The organism is Maribacter sp. MJ134 (assembly GCF_003970695.1).
Taxonomy (GTDB): domain Bacteria; phylum Bacteroidota; class Bacteroidia; order Flavobacteriales; family Flavobacteriaceae; genus Maribacter.
This window is the reverse complement of record NZ_CP034570.1, coordinates 39,174-60,571: the sequence shown is the minus strand read 5'-3', so window position 1 is coordinate 60,571 and position 21,398 is coordinate 39,174. Positions and strand designations below refer to the sequence as shown.

16 protein-coding genes and 2 tRNA genes are annotated in these 21,398 nt (G+C 37.5%); 10 read left to right on the top strand and 8 right to left on the bottom strand.

Annotated elements, in window-relative coordinates; all coding sequences use genetic code 11:
* Positions 1-52: 52 nt before the first annotated feature.
* Complete coding sequence (locus tag EJ994_RS00285) at positions 53-1,339, top strand: UDP-N-acetylmuramoyl-tripeptide--D-alanyl-D-alanine ligase (protein WP_126590698.1); 1,287 nt, start codon at positions 53-55, stop codon at positions 1,337-1,339.
* Here the strand turns inward: EJ994_RS00285 and EJ994_RS00280 are convergent.
* From EJ994_RS00280 to EJ994_RS00265, 4 genes are all read right to left on the bottom strand, one after another.
* Positions 1,333-3,078 carry an efflux RND transporter periplasmic adaptor subunit gene (locus EJ994_RS00280; RefSeq protein ID WP_126590697.1) on the bottom strand — a complete coding sequence of 582 codons (1,746 nt, stop codon included), beginning with the start codon at positions 3,076-3,078 and terminating at the stop codon, positions 1,333-1,335. The two genes, EJ994_RS00285 and EJ994_RS00280, sit on opposite strands and share 7 nt — an antisense overlap.
* Positions 3,068-6,748, bottom strand: a complete 3,681-nt coding sequence (locus EJ994_RS00275) for an efflux RND transporter permease subunit (protein ID WP_126590696.1) — start codon at positions 6,746-6,748, stop codon at positions 3,068-3,070. Before EJ994_RS00275 ends, EJ994_RS00280 begins: the two co-directional genes overlap by 11 nt.
* Positions 6,749-6,929: 181 nt before the next feature.
* Positions 6,930-7,004, bottom strand: a tRNA-Val gene (locus EJ994_RS00270).
* 97 nt (positions 7,005-7,101) lie between these two features.
* Positions 7,102-7,986: a dienelactone hydrolase family protein gene (locus tag EJ994_RS00265; protein WP_126590695.1), complete on the bottom strand. Its 885-nt coding sequence runs from the start codon at positions 7,984-7,986 to the stop codon at positions 7,102-7,104.
* Positions 7,987-8,349: 363 nt separating this feature from the next.
* On the opposite strand from EJ994_RS00265, the gene EJ994_RS00260 reads away from it, so the two are divergent.
* Entirely contained in the window at positions 8,350-9,381 is a 1,032-nt protein-coding gene (locus EJ994_RS00260; RefSeq protein ID WP_126590694.1) for an NAD-dependent epimerase/dehydratase family protein, read from the top strand.
* A 212-nt stretch (positions 9,382-9,593) separates the two neighbouring features.
* Here the strand turns inward: EJ994_RS00260 and EJ994_RS17380 are convergent.
* Positions 9,594-9,668: transfer RNA gene (locus EJ994_RS17380), tRNA-Val, on the bottom strand.
* 120 nt (positions 9,669-9,788) lie between these two features.
* On the opposite strand from EJ994_RS17380, the gene EJ994_RS00255 reads away from it, so the two are divergent.
* On the top strand, positions 9,789-11,015 hold the full coding sequence (locus EJ994_RS00255; protein WP_126590693.1) for a site-specific integrase: 1,227 nt from the start codon (positions 9,789-9,791) through the stop codon (positions 11,013-11,015).
* A gap of 249 nt (positions 11,016-11,264) precedes the next feature.
* Here EJ994_RS00255 and EJ994_RS00250 read toward each other — a convergent pair whose 3' ends face one another.
* The 3 genes from EJ994_RS00250 to EJ994_RS00235 all read right to left on the bottom strand — a co-directional run bounded on the left by EJ994_RS00250 (position 11,265) and on the right by EJ994_RS00235 (position 15,330).
* Positions 11,265-13,577 carry a relaxase/mobilization nuclease domain-containing protein gene (locus tag EJ994_RS00250; protein ID WP_126590692.1) on the bottom strand — a complete coding sequence of 771 codons (2,313 nt, stop codon included), beginning with the start codon at positions 13,575-13,577 and terminating at the stop codon, positions 11,265-11,267.
* A complete protein-coding gene (locus EJ994_RS00245; protein WP_126590691.1) occupies positions 13,574-13,960 on the bottom strand; it encodes a plasmid mobilization protein in 387 nt (128 codons plus the stop codon). Before EJ994_RS00245 ends, EJ994_RS00250 begins: the two co-directional genes overlap by 4 nt.
* Before the next feature lie 992 nt (positions 13,961-14,952).
* A complete protein-coding gene (locus EJ994_RS00235) occupies positions 14,953-15,330 on the bottom strand; it encodes a hypothetical protein (protein ID WP_126590690.1) in 378 nt (125 codons plus the stop codon).
* Between the two features lie 92 nt (positions 15,331-15,422).
* On the opposite strand from EJ994_RS00235, the gene xerA reads away from it, so the two are divergent.
* From xerA to EJ994_RS00200, 7 genes are all read left to right on the top strand, one after another.
* A complete protein-coding gene (gene xerA, locus EJ994_RS00230; RefSeq protein WP_126590689.1) occupies positions 15,423-16,550 on the top strand; it encodes a site-specific tyrosine recombinase/integron integrase in 1,128 nt (375 codons plus the stop codon).
* Positions 16,551-16,609: 59 nt separating this feature from the next.
* The gene (locus EJ994_RS00225) at positions 16,610-17,263 is read left to right on the top strand and encodes a hypothetical protein (RefSeq protein ID WP_126590688.1); all 654 of its coding nucleotides are present in this window, start codon (positions 16,610-16,612) and stop codon (positions 17,261-17,263) included.
* A gap of 233 nt (positions 17,264-17,496) precedes the next feature.
* A complete protein-coding gene (locus EJ994_RS00220) occupies positions 17,497-18,009 on the top strand; it encodes a hypothetical protein (RefSeq protein ID WP_164721411.1) in 513 nt (170 codons plus the stop codon).
* Positions 18,010-18,579: 570 nt separating this feature from the next.
* Positions 18,580-19,107, top strand: coding sequence for a hypothetical protein (locus EJ994_RS00215; RefSeq protein ID WP_126590686.1), 528 nt, complete (start codon positions 18,580-18,582; stop codon positions 19,105-19,107).
* Positions 19,108-19,301: 194 nt separating this feature from the next.
* Positions 19,302-19,823, top strand: a complete 522-nt coding sequence (locus tag EJ994_RS00210) for a hypothetical protein (RefSeq protein WP_126590685.1) — start codon at positions 19,302-19,304, stop codon at positions 19,821-19,823.
* Between the two features lie 207 nt (positions 19,824-20,030).
* Complete coding sequence (locus EJ994_RS00205) at positions 20,031-20,687, top strand: hypothetical protein (protein WP_126590684.1); 657 nt, start codon at positions 20,031-20,033, stop codon at positions 20,685-20,687.
* Between the two features lie 68 nt (positions 20,688-20,755).
* Entirely contained in the window at positions 20,756-21,379 is a 624-nt protein-coding gene (locus EJ994_RS00200) for a hypothetical protein (protein ID WP_126590683.1), read from the top strand.
* The last annotated feature ends 19 nt before the right edge of the window (positions 21,380-21,398 follow it).

Genomic DNA, 21,398 nt, shown 5'->3' with positions numbered 1-21,398 from the left:
TAAAGTATTAAAAAGCCCTTTTCTTAAAGGGCTTTTTTTTATCTTCGATTTTATGAAAATTGCAGACCTCCATAAAATCTTTCTCAAGCACCCGTCGGTATGCACGGATACCAGAAAACTTTTAAGTAACGATATTTTCTTTGCACTAAAAGGAGAAAATTTCAATGGTAACACATATGCAAAAAAGGCTATTGAAAGTGGGGCTTGCTATGCCATCATAGACGAGGAAAAATTCGTTGTTGATGATAGAACTATTTTGGTAAAAAACGTGCTTACTACTTTGCAGCGTTTAGCTACTTTCCATAGAAATTATTGCAAAGCAAGAGTCGTAGCCTTAACAGGTAGTAACGGAAAAACGACAACCAAAGAACTGATCAATGCGGTTCTTTCCAAAAAATATAGGACCATTGCCACGAAAGGTAATTTAAACAACCATATCGGAGTTCCTTTGACCTTATTATCTATTAAGGAAGAGACCGAAATTGCCATTGTAGAAATGGGTGCCAACCATCAAAAAGAAATCGAATTTCTAAGTAATCTTGCACAACCAGATTTTGGGTACATCACTAATTTCGGGAAAGCACACTTGGAAGGTTTTGGCGGAGTCGAAGGAGTAATCAAAGGAAAGAGTGAGCTTTATACACATCTAATTGCCGAAAACAAAGGCATATTCATGAATGCCGATGACCCCATTCAAAGAGAAAAGCTAGCTTCCTATATTAACAAATATGGTTTTAGTACCAACGACCTGGCTTTTACCATTATTAAAATGCCAAAGGCAAATCCTTTTGTTGAAATCAAATTCGAACAAGCACATATTAAAACACAGCTTATAGGGTCTTATAATTTTCCTAACTGTTGCGCGGCCATCCTTATGGGCAAATACTTTAATGTGCCAATTGACCATATAAAATTAGGTTTAGAATCTTATGTGCCAGATAACAATAGGTCCCAAGTAATCGAAAATAACGGTCATAAAATTATTCTCGATGCCTATAATGCCAATCCTACAAGTATGAAAGCGGCACTAGAAAATTTCTCACAAATGCAAGGCGAGCAAAAATCCTTATTTCTAGGGGATATGTTCGAACTTGGAGATCAAGCAGAGGAGGAACATCAAAATATTGCAGCGCTAGCTCAAGAGCTTGGGTTTGAAAGTGTTTTTTTGATTGGTGAGCACTTTTATCAGGTAAAAAGCAACTTTAAAAAATTCAGGTCTTTCAATGACCTGAAAAGCCACTTACTTGCTGAGGAGCTAAATCCAAACAGTACTTTGCTCATTAAAGGCTCTAGGGGTATGGCTTTAGAGCGAATTTTAGAAATACTACAAACTCATTGAATCGTTCGAGCTACTGTTCCACAAGTCAACATTTTGTCCCCGAAGTAGGGATTTTTGATATCACTATCAAAACTCAACCAATTGGCTCCGCTATTATTATCTGCCATAGGACAATGTTGCAGGTATATTGGCTTACTTAGGCCTCCTATCTTATCCACTATGATAATCATCTGTTGAGATAAATTTTTAAATTGAACTCTTTGTTCTTCTAAACCCTTAGCGACAGCTATAGCATTATTGTACTCTTTAAAGTTTTCTAAGTCCGCCTTCAAGGATTCATCCAAATGATTAAAATCTATTCGACCTAGAATAGCTTGGAGTTTTAAGGCTTCTGCACTGCTCTTTTTTGAATCGGATTTCACCAATTGATCCTTTAAGTCAAAGTAAGCGTGTACTAACTTTGAAATATGTGGACTCTCCTTTATTTCTAGTAGGACCTTAGTTCCTTCTAAATTTAATGATGACACGTTACCTTCTTCTCTTGAATTCATCATTGATTTTTTACCCTGGAGCTGGGCAGCTGCATCTACGGTAAAGGTTCCATTGGTTACCACTTCTGCCCCTGGACTTAAGCCGTCTAAAATAAAATAAGAATCACCGACACTCTCTCCAAGGCTAACCTGAGTCATCTCAAAAGTTGGTGCGTCCGCGTTCGATTTAACGTAAACTACTGAACGTTCCCCAGTCCAGAGCACAGCACTTTTTGGTACTGTTAATTGCTGACTCTTATAATTAACTGTGGCACTTCCCTGCACAAACATTCCCGGTTTAAACTTTCTATCCTTATTATTCAATGTAACCCTCACCGATACCGTTCTTTTATCCTCATCCATTACCGGTTCTATAAAAGAGATTTTAGCCTTAATCGGTTCTCCTTTAAAAGCACTAGAATTAATTATTATGTCCTGGCCCACTTTTAAGAACGGTAATTGATTTTCATATGCATCAAAAACGGCCCATACCGTATATAGATTACTTACTTTATAAAGCGGATCTCCTTGCTTGTAATAATTACCTTCTGCGGCCATGATATTCGTAACGGTGCCAGAAACATCTGCGTAAAGCGGGAAATTCATCATAGGTTTACCAGTCTTTAAAACCTCATCTATCTGAGCGTCTGTCATTTTCCATAGACCTAGTGTATTTCTAGCTGCAGCATATAGCTTTTGATGTGTATCCTTATAAGATGCAGAGGTGAGCAGTTTATCTTGCGCCAAATACATTTCGGGCGAATAAATAAGTCCAATTTTATCCCCTTTCTTTACGTATTCTCCAACAAAATTCACGTCCAACTTATCAATTCTACCATCAAATAATGTGGTTTGAACAGCATTGGTCCTATCATTGGAAGTTATTTTTCCCGATAAGACCATAGTAGTTCCGTTATTGTCCTTATTATCATTGAAACCAACGACAGTGGTCTGGACATTCGCCAATGCCAAGGCGTTTTCACTCATGGAAAATTGATTTACCCCTAAGGTCGTGCCATCTGACATTATGTTCTTAGCCACTAAATCCATACCACACATAGGACATTTTCCATGTTTATCCTTAGAAACCTGTGGATGCATTGAGCACGTATAGCTAGTTACTGCCAGTGTTTCTTGCGTACGATCATGGTACCTTTCTTCTGTTCCCGAATTAAAAAGAAAATAACCCAACAAAAGACCTATTAGGAGCACCACGGCGTAACCTCCATATTTTTTTAAACTACGTAACTCTAAAATTTTATCGCTCATTACGTTTTAGTTTTAACTCTTCTCTTAAACTATATAGCACGGGTACTATCAACAAAGATACCAAAGTAACCAACATTCCTCCAAAACTGGGAATTGCCATTGGAATCATAATATCCTTGCCTGCGCCTTTTGCCATTAAAATGGGCAGCAGGGCAAGTAAAGTTGTAGCAGTTGTCATTAGACATGGCGTTAGTCTTCTCTTTCCTGCTTCTAGTACCGATGCTCTTATAGTCGCAACATCTTTAGGTTTATTACGATTAAATGTCTGAGTAAGGTATGTCGCCATAACTACCCCGTCATCTGTGGCAATACCGAACAAAGCAATAAAACCTACCCAGATAGCTACGCTTAAGTTTATAGTCTGCATGTTGAACAAATCCCTAACATTTATGCTTCCTAAATCGATATTGAAAAACCAACTTTGACCATACAACCATATGAGTATAAAGCCTCCTGAAAAAGCAACCGCTACTCCCGTGAAAACCATAAACGAGATAGCAACAGACCTAAACTGAAGATACAGAATAAACAAGATAGCAAGTAAGACCAGTGGAATGACGAATGCCAGTGTTTTCTCCGCGTGCAACTGATTTTCATAAGTGCCCGAAAAACGATAACTCACCCCTTCTGGGACCACTAGTAATCCTTGTTCTATCTGATTTTTTAATTTTTCCTTCATATTAGACACGACATCAATCTCAGCGTAACCAGCCTTTTTATCGAAGAGCACGTAGCTCGTTAAAAACCCGTCTTCACTCTTAATAACCTGAGGTCCCTGTTCATATCTAATCGTAACAACTTCGTTAAGCAGGATTGAACCACCATTTTTCAAGGGCAAATATATATTCTCTAAATCTGAAGGATTTGCTCTTAGCTCCCTGGGATATCTTACCCGCACCCCAAAACGCTCCCTACCCTCAATGGTTTGAGTTAAAATTTTACCGCCAATACCAACTTCCAATACTTCCTGTATATCTTCAATTGATATACCAAACCTTGCCGCGGCTACTCTATCTACGTCTAAAAGCATATAAGGTTTACTGATGATCCTATCCGCAAAAACGGAAGCTTCATCAACACCCTCACTGTTCTTTAAATAACGTTCCAGTTGCAGTCCAAATTCTTCTATAACCTTAAGGTTAGGTCCATAGACTTTTATTCCCATTGGAGAGCGCATCCCCGTCTGTAGCATTACCAACCTTGTCTCAATAGGCTGCAGCTGGGGTGCAGAAGTAACTCCTGGTAGGCTTGAAGCATTGACGATAGCATTCCAAATGTCTTCTTTGTTCTTAATTTCGGGTCGCCAATTGCGATAAAAAGCTCCCTCATCATCCTCAATAAGTTCGTTTGCATTTATGCCTGAACCGGAAGCCACCTGACTTCCCCTTTTAGTTTGGAACAAGCCATCCTTGACCTTAAACGAAACTGGTTCGTTGTATTCATCAACAATATATTCCGGTTTGTAAATAATTACATTTTCATACATGGATAACGGAGCTGGATCAAGAGCGGAAGAAACTCTACCCGCCTTACCGACCACTGTTTCTACCTCAGGAAGAGCAGCAACGGCCATGTCTAACTGCTGCAACACACGCTTATTTTCAGTAACTCCGGAATGCGGCATCGACGTAGGCATCAACAAATAAGAACCTTCGTCTAGCTTTGGCATAAACTCCTCTCCAATGTTCTTGTAAACTAAAAAGCCTAAAAGTATCAATAGCGACGGTATACTTAAAAACAGGAGTTTATTTTCCAAAGCCCATTTCAATATAGATTCGTAATAGGCTCTAAAAAGAAGTAGCGCTCCAAGAATTATGAGACAAGTAAGAATTATGAACACTACGCTAAAAAAATAAGGGTATGAAAAACCTAATGGTCGCCAATAGCGTGCCAATAAAATCACCACAGCTATGATTATCCAATAGCGGTTATAATTTTGCGTTTTATCCTTTGGTATAACCTTGTAAAAATTCAGTATTCCTATTACGCCGATACCTACCAAAATTATACCGGGATAATGACCAAAAGACAACATCAAAATTCCGCCTATGAACACAACTATCTGAAAAATAAGGGAATAATTTATTTTTCCACGTCTGCTACCGTACCATTGGGCGATGAACGGAGGTATTAAGAATATGGCGATGAACATAGCCGCTAATAGTGCCGTTGTTTTAGTAAAGGCCAAGGGTGTAAATAGTTTTCCTTCCGCGCCGCTAAGGGCAAATACAGGTATAAAACTTACCAATGTTGTGAGGCCAGCCGTAATAACGGCTCCAGAAACCTCAATGGTAGCTTTATAAACCACTTCGTTGATTGTATTTCCTTCTTTATGGTGCTCTAGGTGTCTTATGATATTCTCTGAAAGTATGATTCCTAAATCTACCATGGTGCCTACTGCTATGGCAATTCCAGAAAGTGCCACTATATTGGCTTCTACATGAAAAACCTTCATTGCTACAAAAACAAGCAACACTGCTAACGGCAGTAAACTGGAAATAACTAAAGAAACCTTTAAATTACGTAACATAATAAGCACCACTAAAATCGTAAACAAAATCTCAAAGGTTAGTGCGTCTCCCAGGGTATTCAACGTATTTTCAATGAGTTTGCTACGATCATAAAACGGCACAATGGTTAGCTTTGAAACCGTTCCATCCTTTAAGGTCTTGGTGGGAAGACCAACGGTAATTTCCTTGATTTTATCCTTAACTGCGTTAATGACTTCCATTGGATTGGAACCATATCTCGCCACAACGACACCGCCTACTACCTCTGCACCTTCTTTATCTAGAATTCCCCTTCTTTCTGCCGGACCTAGCCCTACCTTGGCAATGTCCTTGATTCTGATAGGAGTAAAATCGTTAGATAGTACTTGGGCATTCTCTATATCCGAGGTGCTCTTTATATAGCCAAGACCCCTAACAAAATATTCCGCATTATTGATTTCTATAGTTTTTGCACCAACATCCCTATTATTTTGTTTCACCGCCGTAACCACGTCGGCAATGGAAACTCCAAATTGACGCATCAATTCAGGGTCTAAGTCAATTTGGTACTCCTGTACATAGCCCCCAATAGATGCTACTTCAGAAACATCTTTCGCCGAAGACAATGCATTTTTAACATAGAAATCTTGAATTGTCCTAATCTCATGCAAATCCCAGCCACCTGTAACCTTTCCGTTACCATCCCTGCCTTCTAAGGTGTACCAAAATAGTTGACCTAAAGCTGTAGCATCCGGACCCAAGGTAGGTTTCACGCCACTTGGTAAGAGATTATCTGGCAAACTATTAATTTTCTCTAGAATCCTACTTCTGGACCAATAAAAATCAATGTCATCATTAAAAATGACGTATATACTGGAAAAACCAAATAAAGAGGTACTTCTTATAGTTTTCACACCCGGTACTCCCAACAAATTGGTGGTTAAGGGATAGGTAATCTGATCTTCGATATCCTGAGGAGATTGACCCGACCATTCCGTAAAGATGATTTGTTGATTTTCTCCAATATTAGGAATCGCATCCACGGCAACCGGATAAGAAGGAATTAAAGAATTATTTGCCAAAAAAGGAGTGTGGACTATTCCCCAAAACAAACAAACGAATAGTAACGACCAAGCTACTATTTTGTTCTCTATCAGGAATTTTATGCTTTTGTTTAGCATGATTTTATTGAATTCAATACTTTTTAAAAGTAGAATCTAAAACTTTAAATTACTAACGCATAAAAAACGTATTGATTGTGAAGCAAATAGATAATACACAACATATGCTCTATAAGATTATATGTACTTTTAACAGAATATTCCCGAGGTTTACAAAATCTGTCGTGAAAACAAAAAATTGTGGGATATACTGGATTCGAACCGGTGACCTCTGCCCTGTCAAGGCAGCGCTCTAAACCAACTGAGCTAATATCCCTTAAAAGTGCGCTAAGGTAGAATTAAAATCTGTTTTGATAAAGTAAACTTGGGTCAAAATCATTTCGTTAAATCTTAGCCCATTTGTCTTCAAAAGATTAAGCAAGCTTTTCCCGAAAAAAGTCTATAGTACGTTTCCAAGCGAGTTCGGCAGCTTCCCTATCATATCTTGGCGTAGTATCGTTATGGAATCCATGATTAGCATTTGGATACATATGCGCCATGTATTCCTTTCCATTTTTTTTGAGTGCCTCCTCATAAGCTGGCCAACCTGCGTTAACTCTAGTATCCAACGCTCCAAAATGAAGCAATAACGGTGCTTCGATTTTACTTGTCCCCTCTTTAGGTTGTCCTCCATAAAATGGCACGGCAGCTCCTAAATCATTAACCTCAACAGCCATCATATTAGAAATCCATCCTCCAAAACAAAAGCCTACAACGCCCACTTTACCGTTACACTCGGGATGACTTTTCAAGTGTTTGTAGGCAGCAATAAAATCTTCCAACATTTCATTTCTATCCCTTTCCCTTTGCAGTTTTCTTCCTTCATCGTCATTTCCTGGATAACCTCCCAGAGGAGTAAGGGCATCTGGCGCCAAAGAAATAAAACCTGCTAGACCTGCGCGCCTTCCCACATCCTCTATATGGGGATTTAAACCCCTATTTTCATGCACCACAATAATACCAGGAAGTCGTTTCATGGTATCAACCGGTCTAGATAATAATCCTTTTATGGTCCCCCCTCCTTTTGGGGATTCGTATTGTACAAACTCAGAGTTTAATCGGGAATCATCCTGTGAAATTTGAATCTTCTTTACATAATCCGGAGAAATAAAACTCATTATGGAGGCGACGGTCAATCCTCCTACCGCATAAGTGGATAGTTTATCCACAAAAAGCCTTCGGCTTAGCCTATTATGTGCATAATCGTCATAAAGGTCAAACACTTCTTGTTTAATATCTTCTTTCTTTAGTTTATCCATAACATGTATTTTTAGCTGAAATTATCTTTGTTGATTTAAATTTCTTCATTTAGTAATCAAATTACTTTTTAATTTGCGATAATCCTACATAAAAAAGCACGGTTTATTTATGCTGGAAGAGTTAAATTTGTGAAACATCTCTGCTAAAAAGTTTTGGAGCAAATCCTCTAACTTGATATTTATGAATGTCCTAATACTGTAATCAGATCTTTATTGATAACAAATATTTTGTAGATTACTTATGATCGACTTACTTCATAATCATAAAACCAAAACATATTTCATTTTTATCTTCTTGGTTTCGATAGGATATGAATATAGAAATGACACATTGAGAACTATAGGCTTATAAAGGAAACATAAATGAAAATACTTATTACAGGAGTAGCAGGATTTATTGGTTTTCATCTATCCAAATCACTGGCCAAAAGAGGCGAAGTAGTTATAGGTATAGATAATATTAATGATTATTACGATGTAAAACTAAAATATGACCGTCTCAACGCCTTAGGAATACATTTTGAAAAACCAAATACCGAAGAAAATACCAATGATATACTATTTGTACGTAGTACGAAGTACCATAATTATCGTTTTTCTAGGCTGGATATCACAGATTTAGAGAGCTTGGAAAAACTCTTTGTCGCAGAAGAATTTGATTGTGTTATTCATCTGGCCGCACAGGCTGGGGTACGTTACTCCATTATAAACCCGCATGCTTATATACAATCAAATATTGTAGGCTTTTTAAATATATTGGAATGTTGCAGGCAACACAAAACAGCACATTTAATCTACGCCTCTAGTTCATCGGTTTATGGAAATAGAAGCAAAGTGCCTTTTTCTGAAACCGAAAAAGTAGACGAACCCGTAAGTCTTTACGCAGCGACTAAAAAGAGTAATGAATTAATGGCACACTCATATGCTCATTTATATGGCTTACAGACCACGGGGCTGCGCTTTTTTACGGTCTATGGTCCATGGGGTAGGCCAGATATGGCTCCTATGCTCTTTACAGACGCTATTCACAATAACAGGTCTATAGATGTTTTCAACGATGGTGATATGCAAAGGGATTTTACCTATATCGATGATGTAATCGAAGGAATAGCAAAGCTAACATTGAACTTGGCCGGAAAAAAAGAACTAAGGTCAAGAATATTCAATATTGGCAATTCTAGACCAATTAAACTAATGGATTTTATTTCTGGTCTGGAGAAACAAATGGGAACGGCAGCTATTAAAAACTTCATGCCCATGCAAGATGGTGATGTAAGAATCACCTATGCCGATTCCGACAAATTAAAAAATGCAATTGGTTATCGGCCTAAAACCAAATTAAGCGATGGGTTATTTAAATTCATTCAATGGCATAAGAGTTACTATAATTATTAATGTCTAAGAACCCCTAAAATTTAATATCCATAAACGCTAAAAAAAGGCATTACCTATTTTTTCTCCTCATTACCCAAAATTAGAGATTGAAGAAGACCTGCGTTCTAGATTTGAATCATTTAAATTTTCGTATTGGCAGTAAGTGAAAAACTAATTTCTCATGTGGTAAAAAAGAAAAAGCCTCCGATTTCTCGGAAGCTTTTATTTACTTGTGGGCCCTACTGGATTCGAACCAGTGACCCCCTGCTTGTAAGGCAGATTTTTTTTGACTTCAGATGAATTAAAATTCTAATAAAAACGGGGGTTTTCAGCGACTAGTTGTATATTTAGGTACATTTGAGACCATAAAAAACCACATTCTGCGTGCAATCTGCGTGCACATATGCACGCAGATTTTAACATTTATCATGGCTACCTATATTAAACTCTCATTGGATACACGAAGGAAAGATACCAAAACCTTCCCTTTAATCTTTCGTTTGACCCATAACCGGAAATCTACAAGTATTGGAACGGGGCATAAATTGGCAACTTCCGAATGGGACGAAAAAAGACAAAAAATCAGGCCATCTTTTAAAGGCACGGAATCCCCTTCCCGTTTGAACAATCTTCTGCAAAAGAAAATGGCGCGCATGGTGGATATCCTAACGAAATTGGAAGATGGGGACAAATTGAAATATATGAGCGTTTCCGAAGTAAGGAGCCATATTACCCGTACTACCAAAAAGGTTACTTTTTATCAGTTCGCCGAAAAGCAAATAGCCGACCTGATCAAAGCGAACCGTATCGGAAATGCCAGGGCCTACAAACATGCTTTGAAAGCAGTTAAGAATTTCAGAAACGACAAGGATTTTACATTCGATGAACTGAACCTAGATTTCCTTAACCGATTTGAAAAGCATCATTTGGCCAAGGGTAATAAGCTGGGCGGCCTAAGTGTTTATTTGAGAACTATAAGGGCAATCAACCGGAAAGCCATCAAAGCAGGGGTTGCCGACAAAGAAGGGTATGCTTTTGATGACTATGTCATTCGAAATGGAAAGCCCGAAAAACGGGCTCTTCCTATTAATGCTATCCGTAAAATAGCTGAACTTGATTTGGAAAAGGATACCGCCCTGTTCAGGGACAGAAACATTTTTATGATGAGCTTCCTGCTCAACGGCATGTCCTATGTAGATATGGCCCATCTCAAGCTTTCCAATATCGTTGATGGTCGTATCCGATATTCAAGAAAGAAGACAGATGAACCCTTTAACATAAAAATCCACGGCCAACTCAAACCTTTGTTGACCTATTTTACCAAAGGCAAGAAAAGAAGCGACTACTTGTTAGGTGTTGTCAAGAGTGAAAATCCTATTGAAAGCTACAACCAAATCGTTTGGGCAAGAAAACGGTATAACGATAATTTGAAAAAACTGGCCGAGCTAGCGGGAATTCAAGAAAATATCACGAGCTACGCTGCACGCCACTCATTTGCTTCCGGTGCAAATGAAATGGGAATTCCTCTTACAGCTATTTCTCAAATGTTAGGGCATAAGCGAATAAGCACAACACAAGCGTATTTAGCAAATTTGAGGAAAAGTAAAATGGATGAGTATCAAAATGAAATTTTTGGACAACTTTCAGAAAAATGAATTCATTAATTTCCTTTCAGATAACAACCAAACCCATTGTCTATTCCTTTGAATATTTTTCCGTCCTTCCCAAATCTTACCATAACTAACCTGCGCGTGGATCCTGCGGAGTTTCTTTAGCGTTTCGGTAGATAAGCGTAAAGAAGAAACTCCGTAGGGCGCGACCGAACCTTTGCTCGGCACACCACCCCTCTTCTCTCCCTATCCACAAAAAAGCGCCCATCAGGGCGCAAAATTCCTCTTCAAGTTTTACCATGGAAGTCCCATGCCCATACCTTTCCTTTTGGATTTTGTAAAATCCGTAAATTCATCATTGAACCCGTTATAGACTTCTTCGGTTTTCTTGCCCCTACTGCCCAATAAAGTGCTAACGGCATAAAAACCTTTTCTGAGCAATCGTTTTTGTTGGATATCGGTTTGCCTCGATGATGCCGCGTTCACACTTTCTCGAAGTCCGTTGTCCATATGGTACTGCACTATTTTCCGGTGCAGGTTCGGGTATGCTTTTTCTGCAGTTAGCATAAAGGCGACCTTATCGTACATTCCCCTTTCCATCAAATGCCCTGCCCATAGATTCTTCAGATTGCTCCTACCCTCTTCCAATAGGTCTTGGATGACGGGTTTTTGTTGCTGCAAAACGTTAGTTAAATCGGGAATCGAACCCAAATAAAGGCTTGTTCTTCTGGACAAGGTATGGCTCGATTCGTTGCCTGTATAAATCGACTTTACCCTTAACCCGTCTTTCCCTTTTACAAAATAGAAACCTTTGGCATTGAAGTGTGCAATATAGTCCTTCGGTGATTTTTCAAAAGGCGCATGCATACGTTCGGCATCTTTTACATATGTTTCTAGAGCGACACTCTCATATTGCTTTTTGTAAACAGAATTCATTCTTTTATAAAGCTTAGGGAATATCATCGGCAGGAACATAGCGGTGGCCGTCAGCTTCGGACCGCTTTCGGAAGACTGTTCCGATAACATTTCCAGAATCAAATGGTTTTGACGGACAAAGCCCGAGGACACATAGTTCTCCATAGATTCCGGAAAAGATAGTTTGCCCAACTTTACGGGAATCGTATGCCTGTCAGAATTCGTAAAGGACAATTGGTCATTACAATACTTTATGCCCAAAGCTTGGAACAAAAGACGGACGCTACCTTGCTCCGTGCCGACATTGAAGATTTTATTTTTCAATACCTTGCCTATGAGAGTGAATATGTCTTGCAGAGCGGCCTTCTCCTTCTTGGTCTCGAGTTCATACAACCTTTCCCTGACAATCAGAAAGGTCTTTTTTAGGGCTTTCCTGAATTCCGTCCTTTTATTTTTTGGGATGTAGCATTCCAAAAAAATATGTCTTTCCGAGACCAACAAGTTCGGAACGATATCCCTGAACTTCATATTCTCGATATGTTCGGATAGCAGTCCTTGTTGTTTCTGGGATTTCAGATAGGATGTCGTCAATGCCTCTTTTATAACTTTTTGGACTTCCAATCTGAACTGCTTGCTTTCGATATCGATTTGAGTAGGTTTGTCCCCACTGCCGAAAATGTCCAAACGTTTTTGCATTCGGATATTTCTGGAAAGTTCCCTTGCCCTAAAAACAAAGCGCGATTTGTCAAAGACCGTGTACCCCTCGATAACATCTCCTTTTATGTCCAGTTTGATGTCGATTCCCTGATATTCCTTTAGGACTTCCTCAAGGTCATGTGGTTGGATGGTTCGGAAAAGGTCATAGGTCGTTTCTATCTGTTTCAAGAGGCGTTTGCGTTGCATCGGTAACAACTTCGATTTTGAATGTATGTCGAAGACCTTTTGCAGTTTTGGGCCGCTTAGGTTACGGTGAACCTCGGAGCCATTGATGAAATTTGTTCGATAACCTTTTTGGTTGTCCACTCCGTACTTTACCCCTATCCTTCCAGATTCGTTCTTGGTCTGTTTGACTTCGATATGATAGGGTTTGACCAATCTTTCCAGTTCATCGAAACTGCGCACTTTGTATTTTTGGTTGATGCTGTTGAGTACATCCTGTAAGTAATATTTTGTTCCTTTTTCCGCATCCATTCCGAACTGTAGTTCGGGTAATCGGTATATCGGCAGCTGTCTTTTCTGTTTCGTTGTGGGTGCGGGGGAGAGGCCGTATTTCTTCTCCAGGTGTTGCCGCGTCGACATACTCCTTCTATGGCTGTTGAAGGTGCCGAGTACTTTTCCATCTTCCTTTACATTGGTCGTTACGATATGGACGTGTTCATGCTCGGTATCCGTATGTCTGACAACAACGTAGGGCTGCTCCCTGTAGCCCATATTCTCCATGTACTCTTCGGATATTTTTAGGAAGGTCTTGTCGTCCAAGTGTTCCCCATGGGGAAGGTTCAAGCTGATGTGTGCATAACGGTTTTTTGTAGCGTTGCGCTGTCCCTGAAAATGTAATACGTTTTCAAAGAACTTTGGCGATATGTTCTGCGAAAATATATTGCCGTAACCCAGTATTCGCATTCCCTCTTTTCCAAGAACGTACTTCATCGTTCCTCGACAGGTATCCCCATAAATCAGCTTTGCTATCATCCCAGTTTTTCTTCGTTCGCGATTTCCAAAAGTTGGTAAAGCAATTCATTGGTTTTTTGTATTTCGTTGTGCAAACTACTGTTAGGGCTTCTCAGATTTTTATGGTGTGCCAGCTTGACCAATTGGTTGATATTGTTTCCTATTTTATTGAAATGATAGGCAAGGTTCGAAGTGTCGGGGAGCCTATCCTTTTCCGCTGCCCCTTGTTGCAAGATCAATCTTCTGAGTAGCGGACTTACCGTTCCCCTTTTGGAAATATCCAGTTGGTACGATTCGCATAGTTGCTTCAATTTTTCGTATTCCGTATCGTTGAACCGAAGCATAATATTATGGTGCCGCTTCCTGTTTCCCAATAGTTTTCGACCTCTTTTCCGTTGTTCCATTTTTATTGCTTTTCGGAGCAAAACACTTCGCCAGAAGTAGATAATTCTAAGTTACTTAGAATACACCTCGCTATCCGTTTCACGGATAAATATATATAATCATCATAAAATATAACCAACTTATAATCAATTATTTAACACCTAAAATCAGATAAGATCATTTGGGTTCAAATGGGTACATATAGTAGTTTTAATATGGTCTAATATGGTGTTGAAAAAATGGAAAGAAATACGGAAGTGTTCAGGTTTTTTGTGGGTGGGGAGAGAAAAGAGCAAGCGGCCTTTTCGCCGCTTGTTCTTTTGCGCGGCAGCGAGGGGGTCGTGCAAAATTGAAACGGAAAGACGACCGAAAGCGGGCGGGCGAAGGTCGCCCGCTCGGGAGGATAGGAGTGGAAATTTTGCAAGACTTCCGCAGGAACATGGCCGAACAAGTCTATGTCCTAATTAAAAGATATGAAAATCCTTTGCTTTAAAGTAAACTCAATTTTTAGGGTTTATCCTTCAAAGAAACATAATGAGAAAAAGTGTAGGCTGAAGATTTTTCAAATTCAACCGAAGCAAGAAGAAATTATTTGCATTTAAAAGGCTCCAACACATGCGCCTCAAGATAATCGTTGATAAAATCGCGGTCGTAAAGAATGTGTTTCCTTTCGGGCTGTGAAAAACTTATATGGCCTTCGTAACGCAATTTTTGTAGGGTGGTATCCGATTTTATTCCTAATAACCGCTTTGCTTCTTTTTTGACTATCCATTTATAGTCAGCGTTGATTTCCAATTGGGATTGGACATCCTATCCCATAGGGCGTAAAAAGCTTTTTCCTCGATGCAGATAACATTCATAGATTCCAATATGGTAAATGATTTCCGGTCTTCCCAAATTTGAAAACACCTGACAATAGATGAAAATAGTTTAATCGAAAATCGCACATTTGGATGCAAATTTTAGGCGTCTTTTACAAAGAGGATTTATCGGAATTTTGATTCCTAAAATTCTAATTCATATATTCTTGCCAAGTAACTAGAACATATTTCTCCTTTCCATTTTCATTCTTTTTCAAAAACCCATATTCGTAAACGAATAGATATACCTCCCCTTTTTGGTTTTTCCAATAGTGCGTAAAGAATTTTGGGTTAAAACCTAATTCTATAAGAACCTTAGCTCTGATAGTCACTTTACCGCCTTTATTGAATTCCTTAAGTATCTTTCTGTTGAGTTTTAGTTGGTTATCCACTTTGTTATAAAACCTTTCTGGACTCTCCTTCTCCTTTTTGTACTGATATGCACTTTTACAATGTGAGTCGCAAAATTTCTTATCGGTTCTACCCGTAAGTGCCTTAGCACAATGGAAACATTCTTTATGAATTCTCATTATTGACAAATTAAGTGATATTTATACGTATTCTATTCGATTAAGATACGATTAAATCAAAAGTAACCTCTACTTTGGAAAAAACTATCGTTATGGATTCAAATCGCTCTATCACTTTAAAACACTTGCTTATTGATAATCATAAATGTATTGGTCTTCAGTTCAACACCAACAAAGTTGTACAGGCCTTGATCGATTCATTACCAAACGTATCTTGGAGTAAAGGATTTGGCATGTTCTACATACCGAACAATAAAACCAATCTTGAGCTCCTATTTAAAACATTTCGCGGAGTGGCTTGGGTGAATGGAAATTATTTTTTTGCTGAACGTATTGTTAGTAGGGATAATCCCGAGGTAAATCTGGAAAAAATCAGAAATCGACCTGCGAAAAAAGGCTATAAATACTGTCCTGAAGAGTACTTGCTTAAACTCGAGTTGAAGCGTTATGCAGAAAGTACCGTCCGCAATTATGTTTCTTGCTTTGAGGCTTTTATCAATCATTATTACGATACAGATCCAACTGATCTTAACGAAATGGATGTCCGAAATTATCTACAAAAATTGATTCAAGAGAAAAAATCGAACTCTTATGTAAACTTGGCGGTAAATAGTATCAAATTTTTTTATGAGATAGTTTTAGGTATGCCCAATAGGTTTTACTCTATTGAAAGACCCCGAAAACAGAACCCATTACCGAAGGTTCTATCAAAAGAAGAAGTCATCAATATCATGGAGTGTGCCAATAATATAAAACATAAATGTATTATAGGTCTTCTCTACTCCTCTGGACTTCGTCGTGGGGAGCTTTTGAATCTCCTCGTAACTGATATCGATAGTAAAAGAATGATGATTAATATTAAGAACGCCAAAGGGAATAAGGACAGGTATAGTGTTCTTAGCCCACGCATTCTTAAGGACTTACAAAAGTATTATAAGGAGTATAGACCAAGCAAATACCTTTTCGAAGGAGCAAAAAGAGGTAAATATAGCGGTACAAGCGTATTGAATATAGTTGATGCGGCAGCAAAAAAAGCCGGCATTCTAAAAAAAGTAACCCCGCATATGTTAAGGCATAGTTTTGCGACCCATCTTTTAGAGAGCGGAACCGATATTAGACACATTCAATTACTTCTGGGACATAGTTCTACCAAAACCACAGAAATCTACACCCATGTAGCAGACAGATCATTTATGGACATCAAAGATTTATTATCTTAGTGTGCACATAAGCAGGATAGCATCAATGATGCTATCCAATTGTTGCCACCAATTATAAAATGACGAAAAAGGAAATCTACGAAAAAGCAAATAATGTTATTGGAATTGAAGGTATGTCAGGTAATGAACGCCTTTTTACCAGTGGATTAATGGACCTTTTTGATGCATCGAAAAAGAAGGATAAGTACACTGCAAGAATAATTTTAGAAGCACTAAAATTTGATGAACTTTCAATAGGTAGAATGGTTGGATACTCAACTGACTCTCTAAAATATCCAAACCCTTGGGACTTTCCAAATGAAAACTCAAACGGACAAGTGGACGAAAAAAAAGGGACATTAGAGTACACAAACCTTGTGGAAATTGGAATGGGGGCGCCGATTGGAGGAATCTGTAAACTTTCCTCCATTGAATTGGATAATGTTCTTATAGATAAATGGTGCGGAGGGCCAGCTATCTGGACTCGAAACGGATTGAAAGTGGCGATTCCGATTTGGGAAAAGAATTTCTTTCATGGGACATTTCAGAAAATCGTAATTGTAGATTTGAAAAAGCATACATTGACTAAATACAAAAAGAAATTTCGGGTATTAGATTTAAGGTCATTTAGTGGAGATTTTATTGTTGGATTTGATAGTCCGGTTCATAAAATGAAAAAGCTTGAATTTAACTATCTCACAGAGCCGGTTGAAAAGGTGAGGGGGATAAAATAACTGGTGGCAACAATACCTATAGCAAATAGGGCAAAAATGCTATATTTAAAGGCTTGGGCGTGTTTGCTAAGTCCGCCAAATCTTTTGGATTTGGCAATTAAAAAAGAAAAAATAATTACAAAACAAAAAGCTCTGGCTCGCAGACCAGACGGAAACGAAAAGTTTCCTTGCCTGCCCTACTTGCCATAGCCGAACCGTTAGCTGTAATCTCAAAAAATATCCTCAAAGAAAGTATGAAGGAATATTTAAAACTCACAGATAAATATTTTGGAGCCATTTTCTGTCTACTTTTCGCTGTTGGATGTTTTTATATGCATTTCGACAAGCCGAAATTGAATAGCAAAACGGATTTGATAAATGTTACTGGAATAGTTCAGAATTATTCCTTTATAGACAATTCAGGCTGGAGGTCAGACGGAAAAAGATATATTTTCAAATTCATGGACTATGAGAATGACTTTCAAATTAGCGCGAATCATATAAATCTGTTTGACAAGTCAAGGTTTGAACAAATAGTGAATTCAGGACATAAGCTGTCAATTGAGATTCTCAAGGAACAGCGCGAATTATTAAATGAGCAAAATGAAAGAATATTAGCAATTTCAATATCTGACTCTAAAAACGACTACTTAAAATCTCGAGATGTTATTCTTCGCGAACAAGGGCCTTCCTCTATGATAGCAGGTTTTGGATTTATTGTGGCTGGATTTCTAGCATACATAGTAAAACGTAAGAATCTGACATAAAACTAATGAACTATCTTCTTTTAATTTTGGACTGGAATAGTTCTATTCCTAAAAACGTTTTGATTTTTTTACTTGGTATTACGCTACTAATAATTGGAATCATATGGCTTATCGTTAATGAAAAAAAGAAATGGAAGAAATCTGTGTTCAATAAAGTGGGAGAGTAATTTTGATTTTTGGAGAAGAATGGAATTTGAAATAGATATTTGGGCAATCATTCTAGCAGGCCTTGTAGTAACTATTTATGGATTTGTCCTTTAAAAAATTGACTCAAATGTAAACGGATTACGAGTAAGTTAATGTAGACGGACATCACTCAAATGGTATAAAAAGACATAATGAATAGAAGTGTGCAAAAGAAAGACTACAGCTAACAATACCTAAACGTAATGCGGACTTTAGGATTAAACCGAAAGGTCTGTGTATATTTATAATGTCGCTAAATCTTATGGATTTAGCTTTAGAATAGAAAAAATAAATCGAAACAATAAGCTTTAGCTTCGTACGCAGACGGAAACGAAAAGTTTCCTTGCCTCCGCACTACGCTTAGCCGAACCGTTGTAACAAATTTTGAAAAAGCATTTAACTAACCGACATATTACTCTTGGAATTTACTCCCTACTCTTCATTTTAGTTTTGGGAATCTGGATATGGGAAATAACTGAATTTGATAAATTTTTCAAAAACGTATTTGACGGGAATCAAAAACTGGACTTAGCAAATTTCCTATATGCCCTAAAAATTACTGACATATTTACTGCAGCACTAGCAGCATCAGTATTAGGCATTGGACTCTTTTTAAAAAACAAAGTTGGATGGACTTTAATTTCTGGATGGTTCTTCTTCCTAATTACAAACGGAGTAAGAAGCATAATCGAAAACGGAATAGAAGACGCAACAGATTTTTTTCATGCACTTCTTTTCTTCTTAATTCCGTTAGGTTTTATATTTCTCATGAATAAATACGTCGGAATTAATGAATATCATAAAATTCAAAATAGCGAAAAATTAAAATTGAATTTATTGGCAATCGGAATAGGTATTTTACTTGCTGTGTTCCGCATCGTGAAAAAAAACTTGTTACAACAAAACCTATAAACAATACGGGCTTCGGGCTTAAACGAAAGGTTTGCGTATTTTTATGAGGTCGCGAAATCTTTGGGATTTCGCTTTGATACAAAAAAAGAAAAAACAAAACCAAAAGATTTCGCTTTGTGCGTGGCGGAAAGCAAACGCTAGTTTGCTCCCGTACTGTTCATAGCTCAGTCGTTGTAAAACATTTAATCAAGTTAATGTCCTCAGATAAAACAACCAATTTTTCGCATATTAAATTCGGGTTTCGTGGTGAAGGGATTATCTATAAACTGAATAAAAAGAAATATGAGGTATGGTCTACTTATTTTGAAGGAATTACGATTTTTATCGACGACTTGAGTAACGTTGGTTTGAATGACGAGCAAAAAACCAAAATATTTTCGGAAATTATTCAATTTGTTAATGAAAACGAGAAAGAAAAACCCGTAGTATATTATAATTCAGACTATAAGGACGCCAAATTATGGGAAAAGCTAACGACTAAGTTTAGTTCTCTAATTAAGGGCACCGAGGTATCAACTATTGAAGAGGATAATATTCGCCTTTATAAGAATATGTCTGATAGTTTAAAAACTGGATTAGCGGAACACAATATTAGAGGTCTTAAAATAAGAACAATCAAAGATTTAGATAAGCATTGGGACAAAATAAAATCTAGCGAAAACGCATCCAATAATGAAGTTTCTTTTTGGTACAAACTAAAATCGATATTCAATTAAAAACGTTTTACAACACAACCTATAAACAATACGGGCTTAGCTGCTTAAGATATAAACCCGGAATATCGATCAACACAGCCAAATCTTTTGGATTTGGCATTAAAGAAAAAAAGAAAAAGCAAAACAAAAAGGTTTGGCTAATTGCGTGGCGGAATGTAAGTACTAACTTGCCCCCGTACTGTTCATAGCTGAACCGTTGTAGTGCATATGAAAAAAGCCATTTTTCTAATATTAACATTTATGATTATTAAACCAACTTATGGACAAGAATTGGACGGGAAATGGATTCTGAAAGAAGTTGGTTATAAGGAATTCAAAAAAAATCCTGGAATTCAAATTCTAAACTTTGAAAATAATAATGCGGGACTTTTTACCGAATTGCAATTGACAAAATCTGAATTAGATTTAAAAGTAAGCGATAGCACTCTAATTCTCGAAAATGGAGAAAAGTACGCGGACTTAAAGTTGCTCAATGAAAATTTTTTGAGACTCTTAATTGACGGAACTTTTAACGATGATAAAGTTATTATGGAAATGGACTTCGTTAGACTTTTACCCACTCAAACAGATTTAAATCAAGAAGAAATTGAAAGCTTAAGTTTTGAATTTCAAGAAAAGGGTAAAACAAAAAACAAAATTGCCTTCAATAAAGAACTGTGGGATAAAAAAAGACTTGACGAATTGGAATGGAAAGAAGGCTCAAAAATGATTATAGAGAAATTAGACAAAACCTACTTTATTTCAATCTTTAATCATGGACGTAAAGGAGTAACTTTACCTATTAGCGAAGTAAATGAAGAAATTTTAAAATTCTATTGTGTACCAAATGAAACGGGAGAAGTTATCGCAACTCGGTTGAAATAAATACGCACTACAACAAAACCTATAAACAATACGGGCTTAGGGCTTAAACGAAAGGTTTGCGTATTTTTATGAAGTCCGCAAAATCTTTGGGATTTTGCTTTGCCCAGAAAAAAAGAAAAAACAAAACCAAAAGATTTCGCTATGTGCGTGGCGGAAAGCAAACGCTAGTTTGCTCCCGTACTGTTCATAGCTCAGGCGTTGTAAGCAAGCTGAAAAACGAACTGCGAATGAAACTTAAATTGACTTTTTTACTTCTAATTGGAATTATAATTAACGGATTTGGACAAAATCTGAATATGGTAATTGAAGTAAACGAAAGATTAGTCACTTCCGAAATTTCAGGCGCTTATTTGAATTTTGAAAATACGGATGGAACTAAAAGCAGAAATTTAGTCGGATATCATCCTGGAGAATTGATTCTTCAATCAGAAGATTGGGAAAAAATAGACTCTGACCTGACAAAAGAAATCACTCTGACTTTTGACTATAATACTTTCAAAAGAAACGGACATCAAATCGGGAATTTTGGAATTGAAATGAAAAAGCAAGATTTTGAAAGAAGATATCTGATTTTAAGAGTTTATGATTTTAGAGAAAGGAAATTCAGAAAAAGATATGGATGCCTGACGGATAAAGATTTTATAGCGGAATTAAATTTTCCTCAAGGTGGAATATTAGTACGATGCAGATAAAAAAAGCCAGCTTACAACA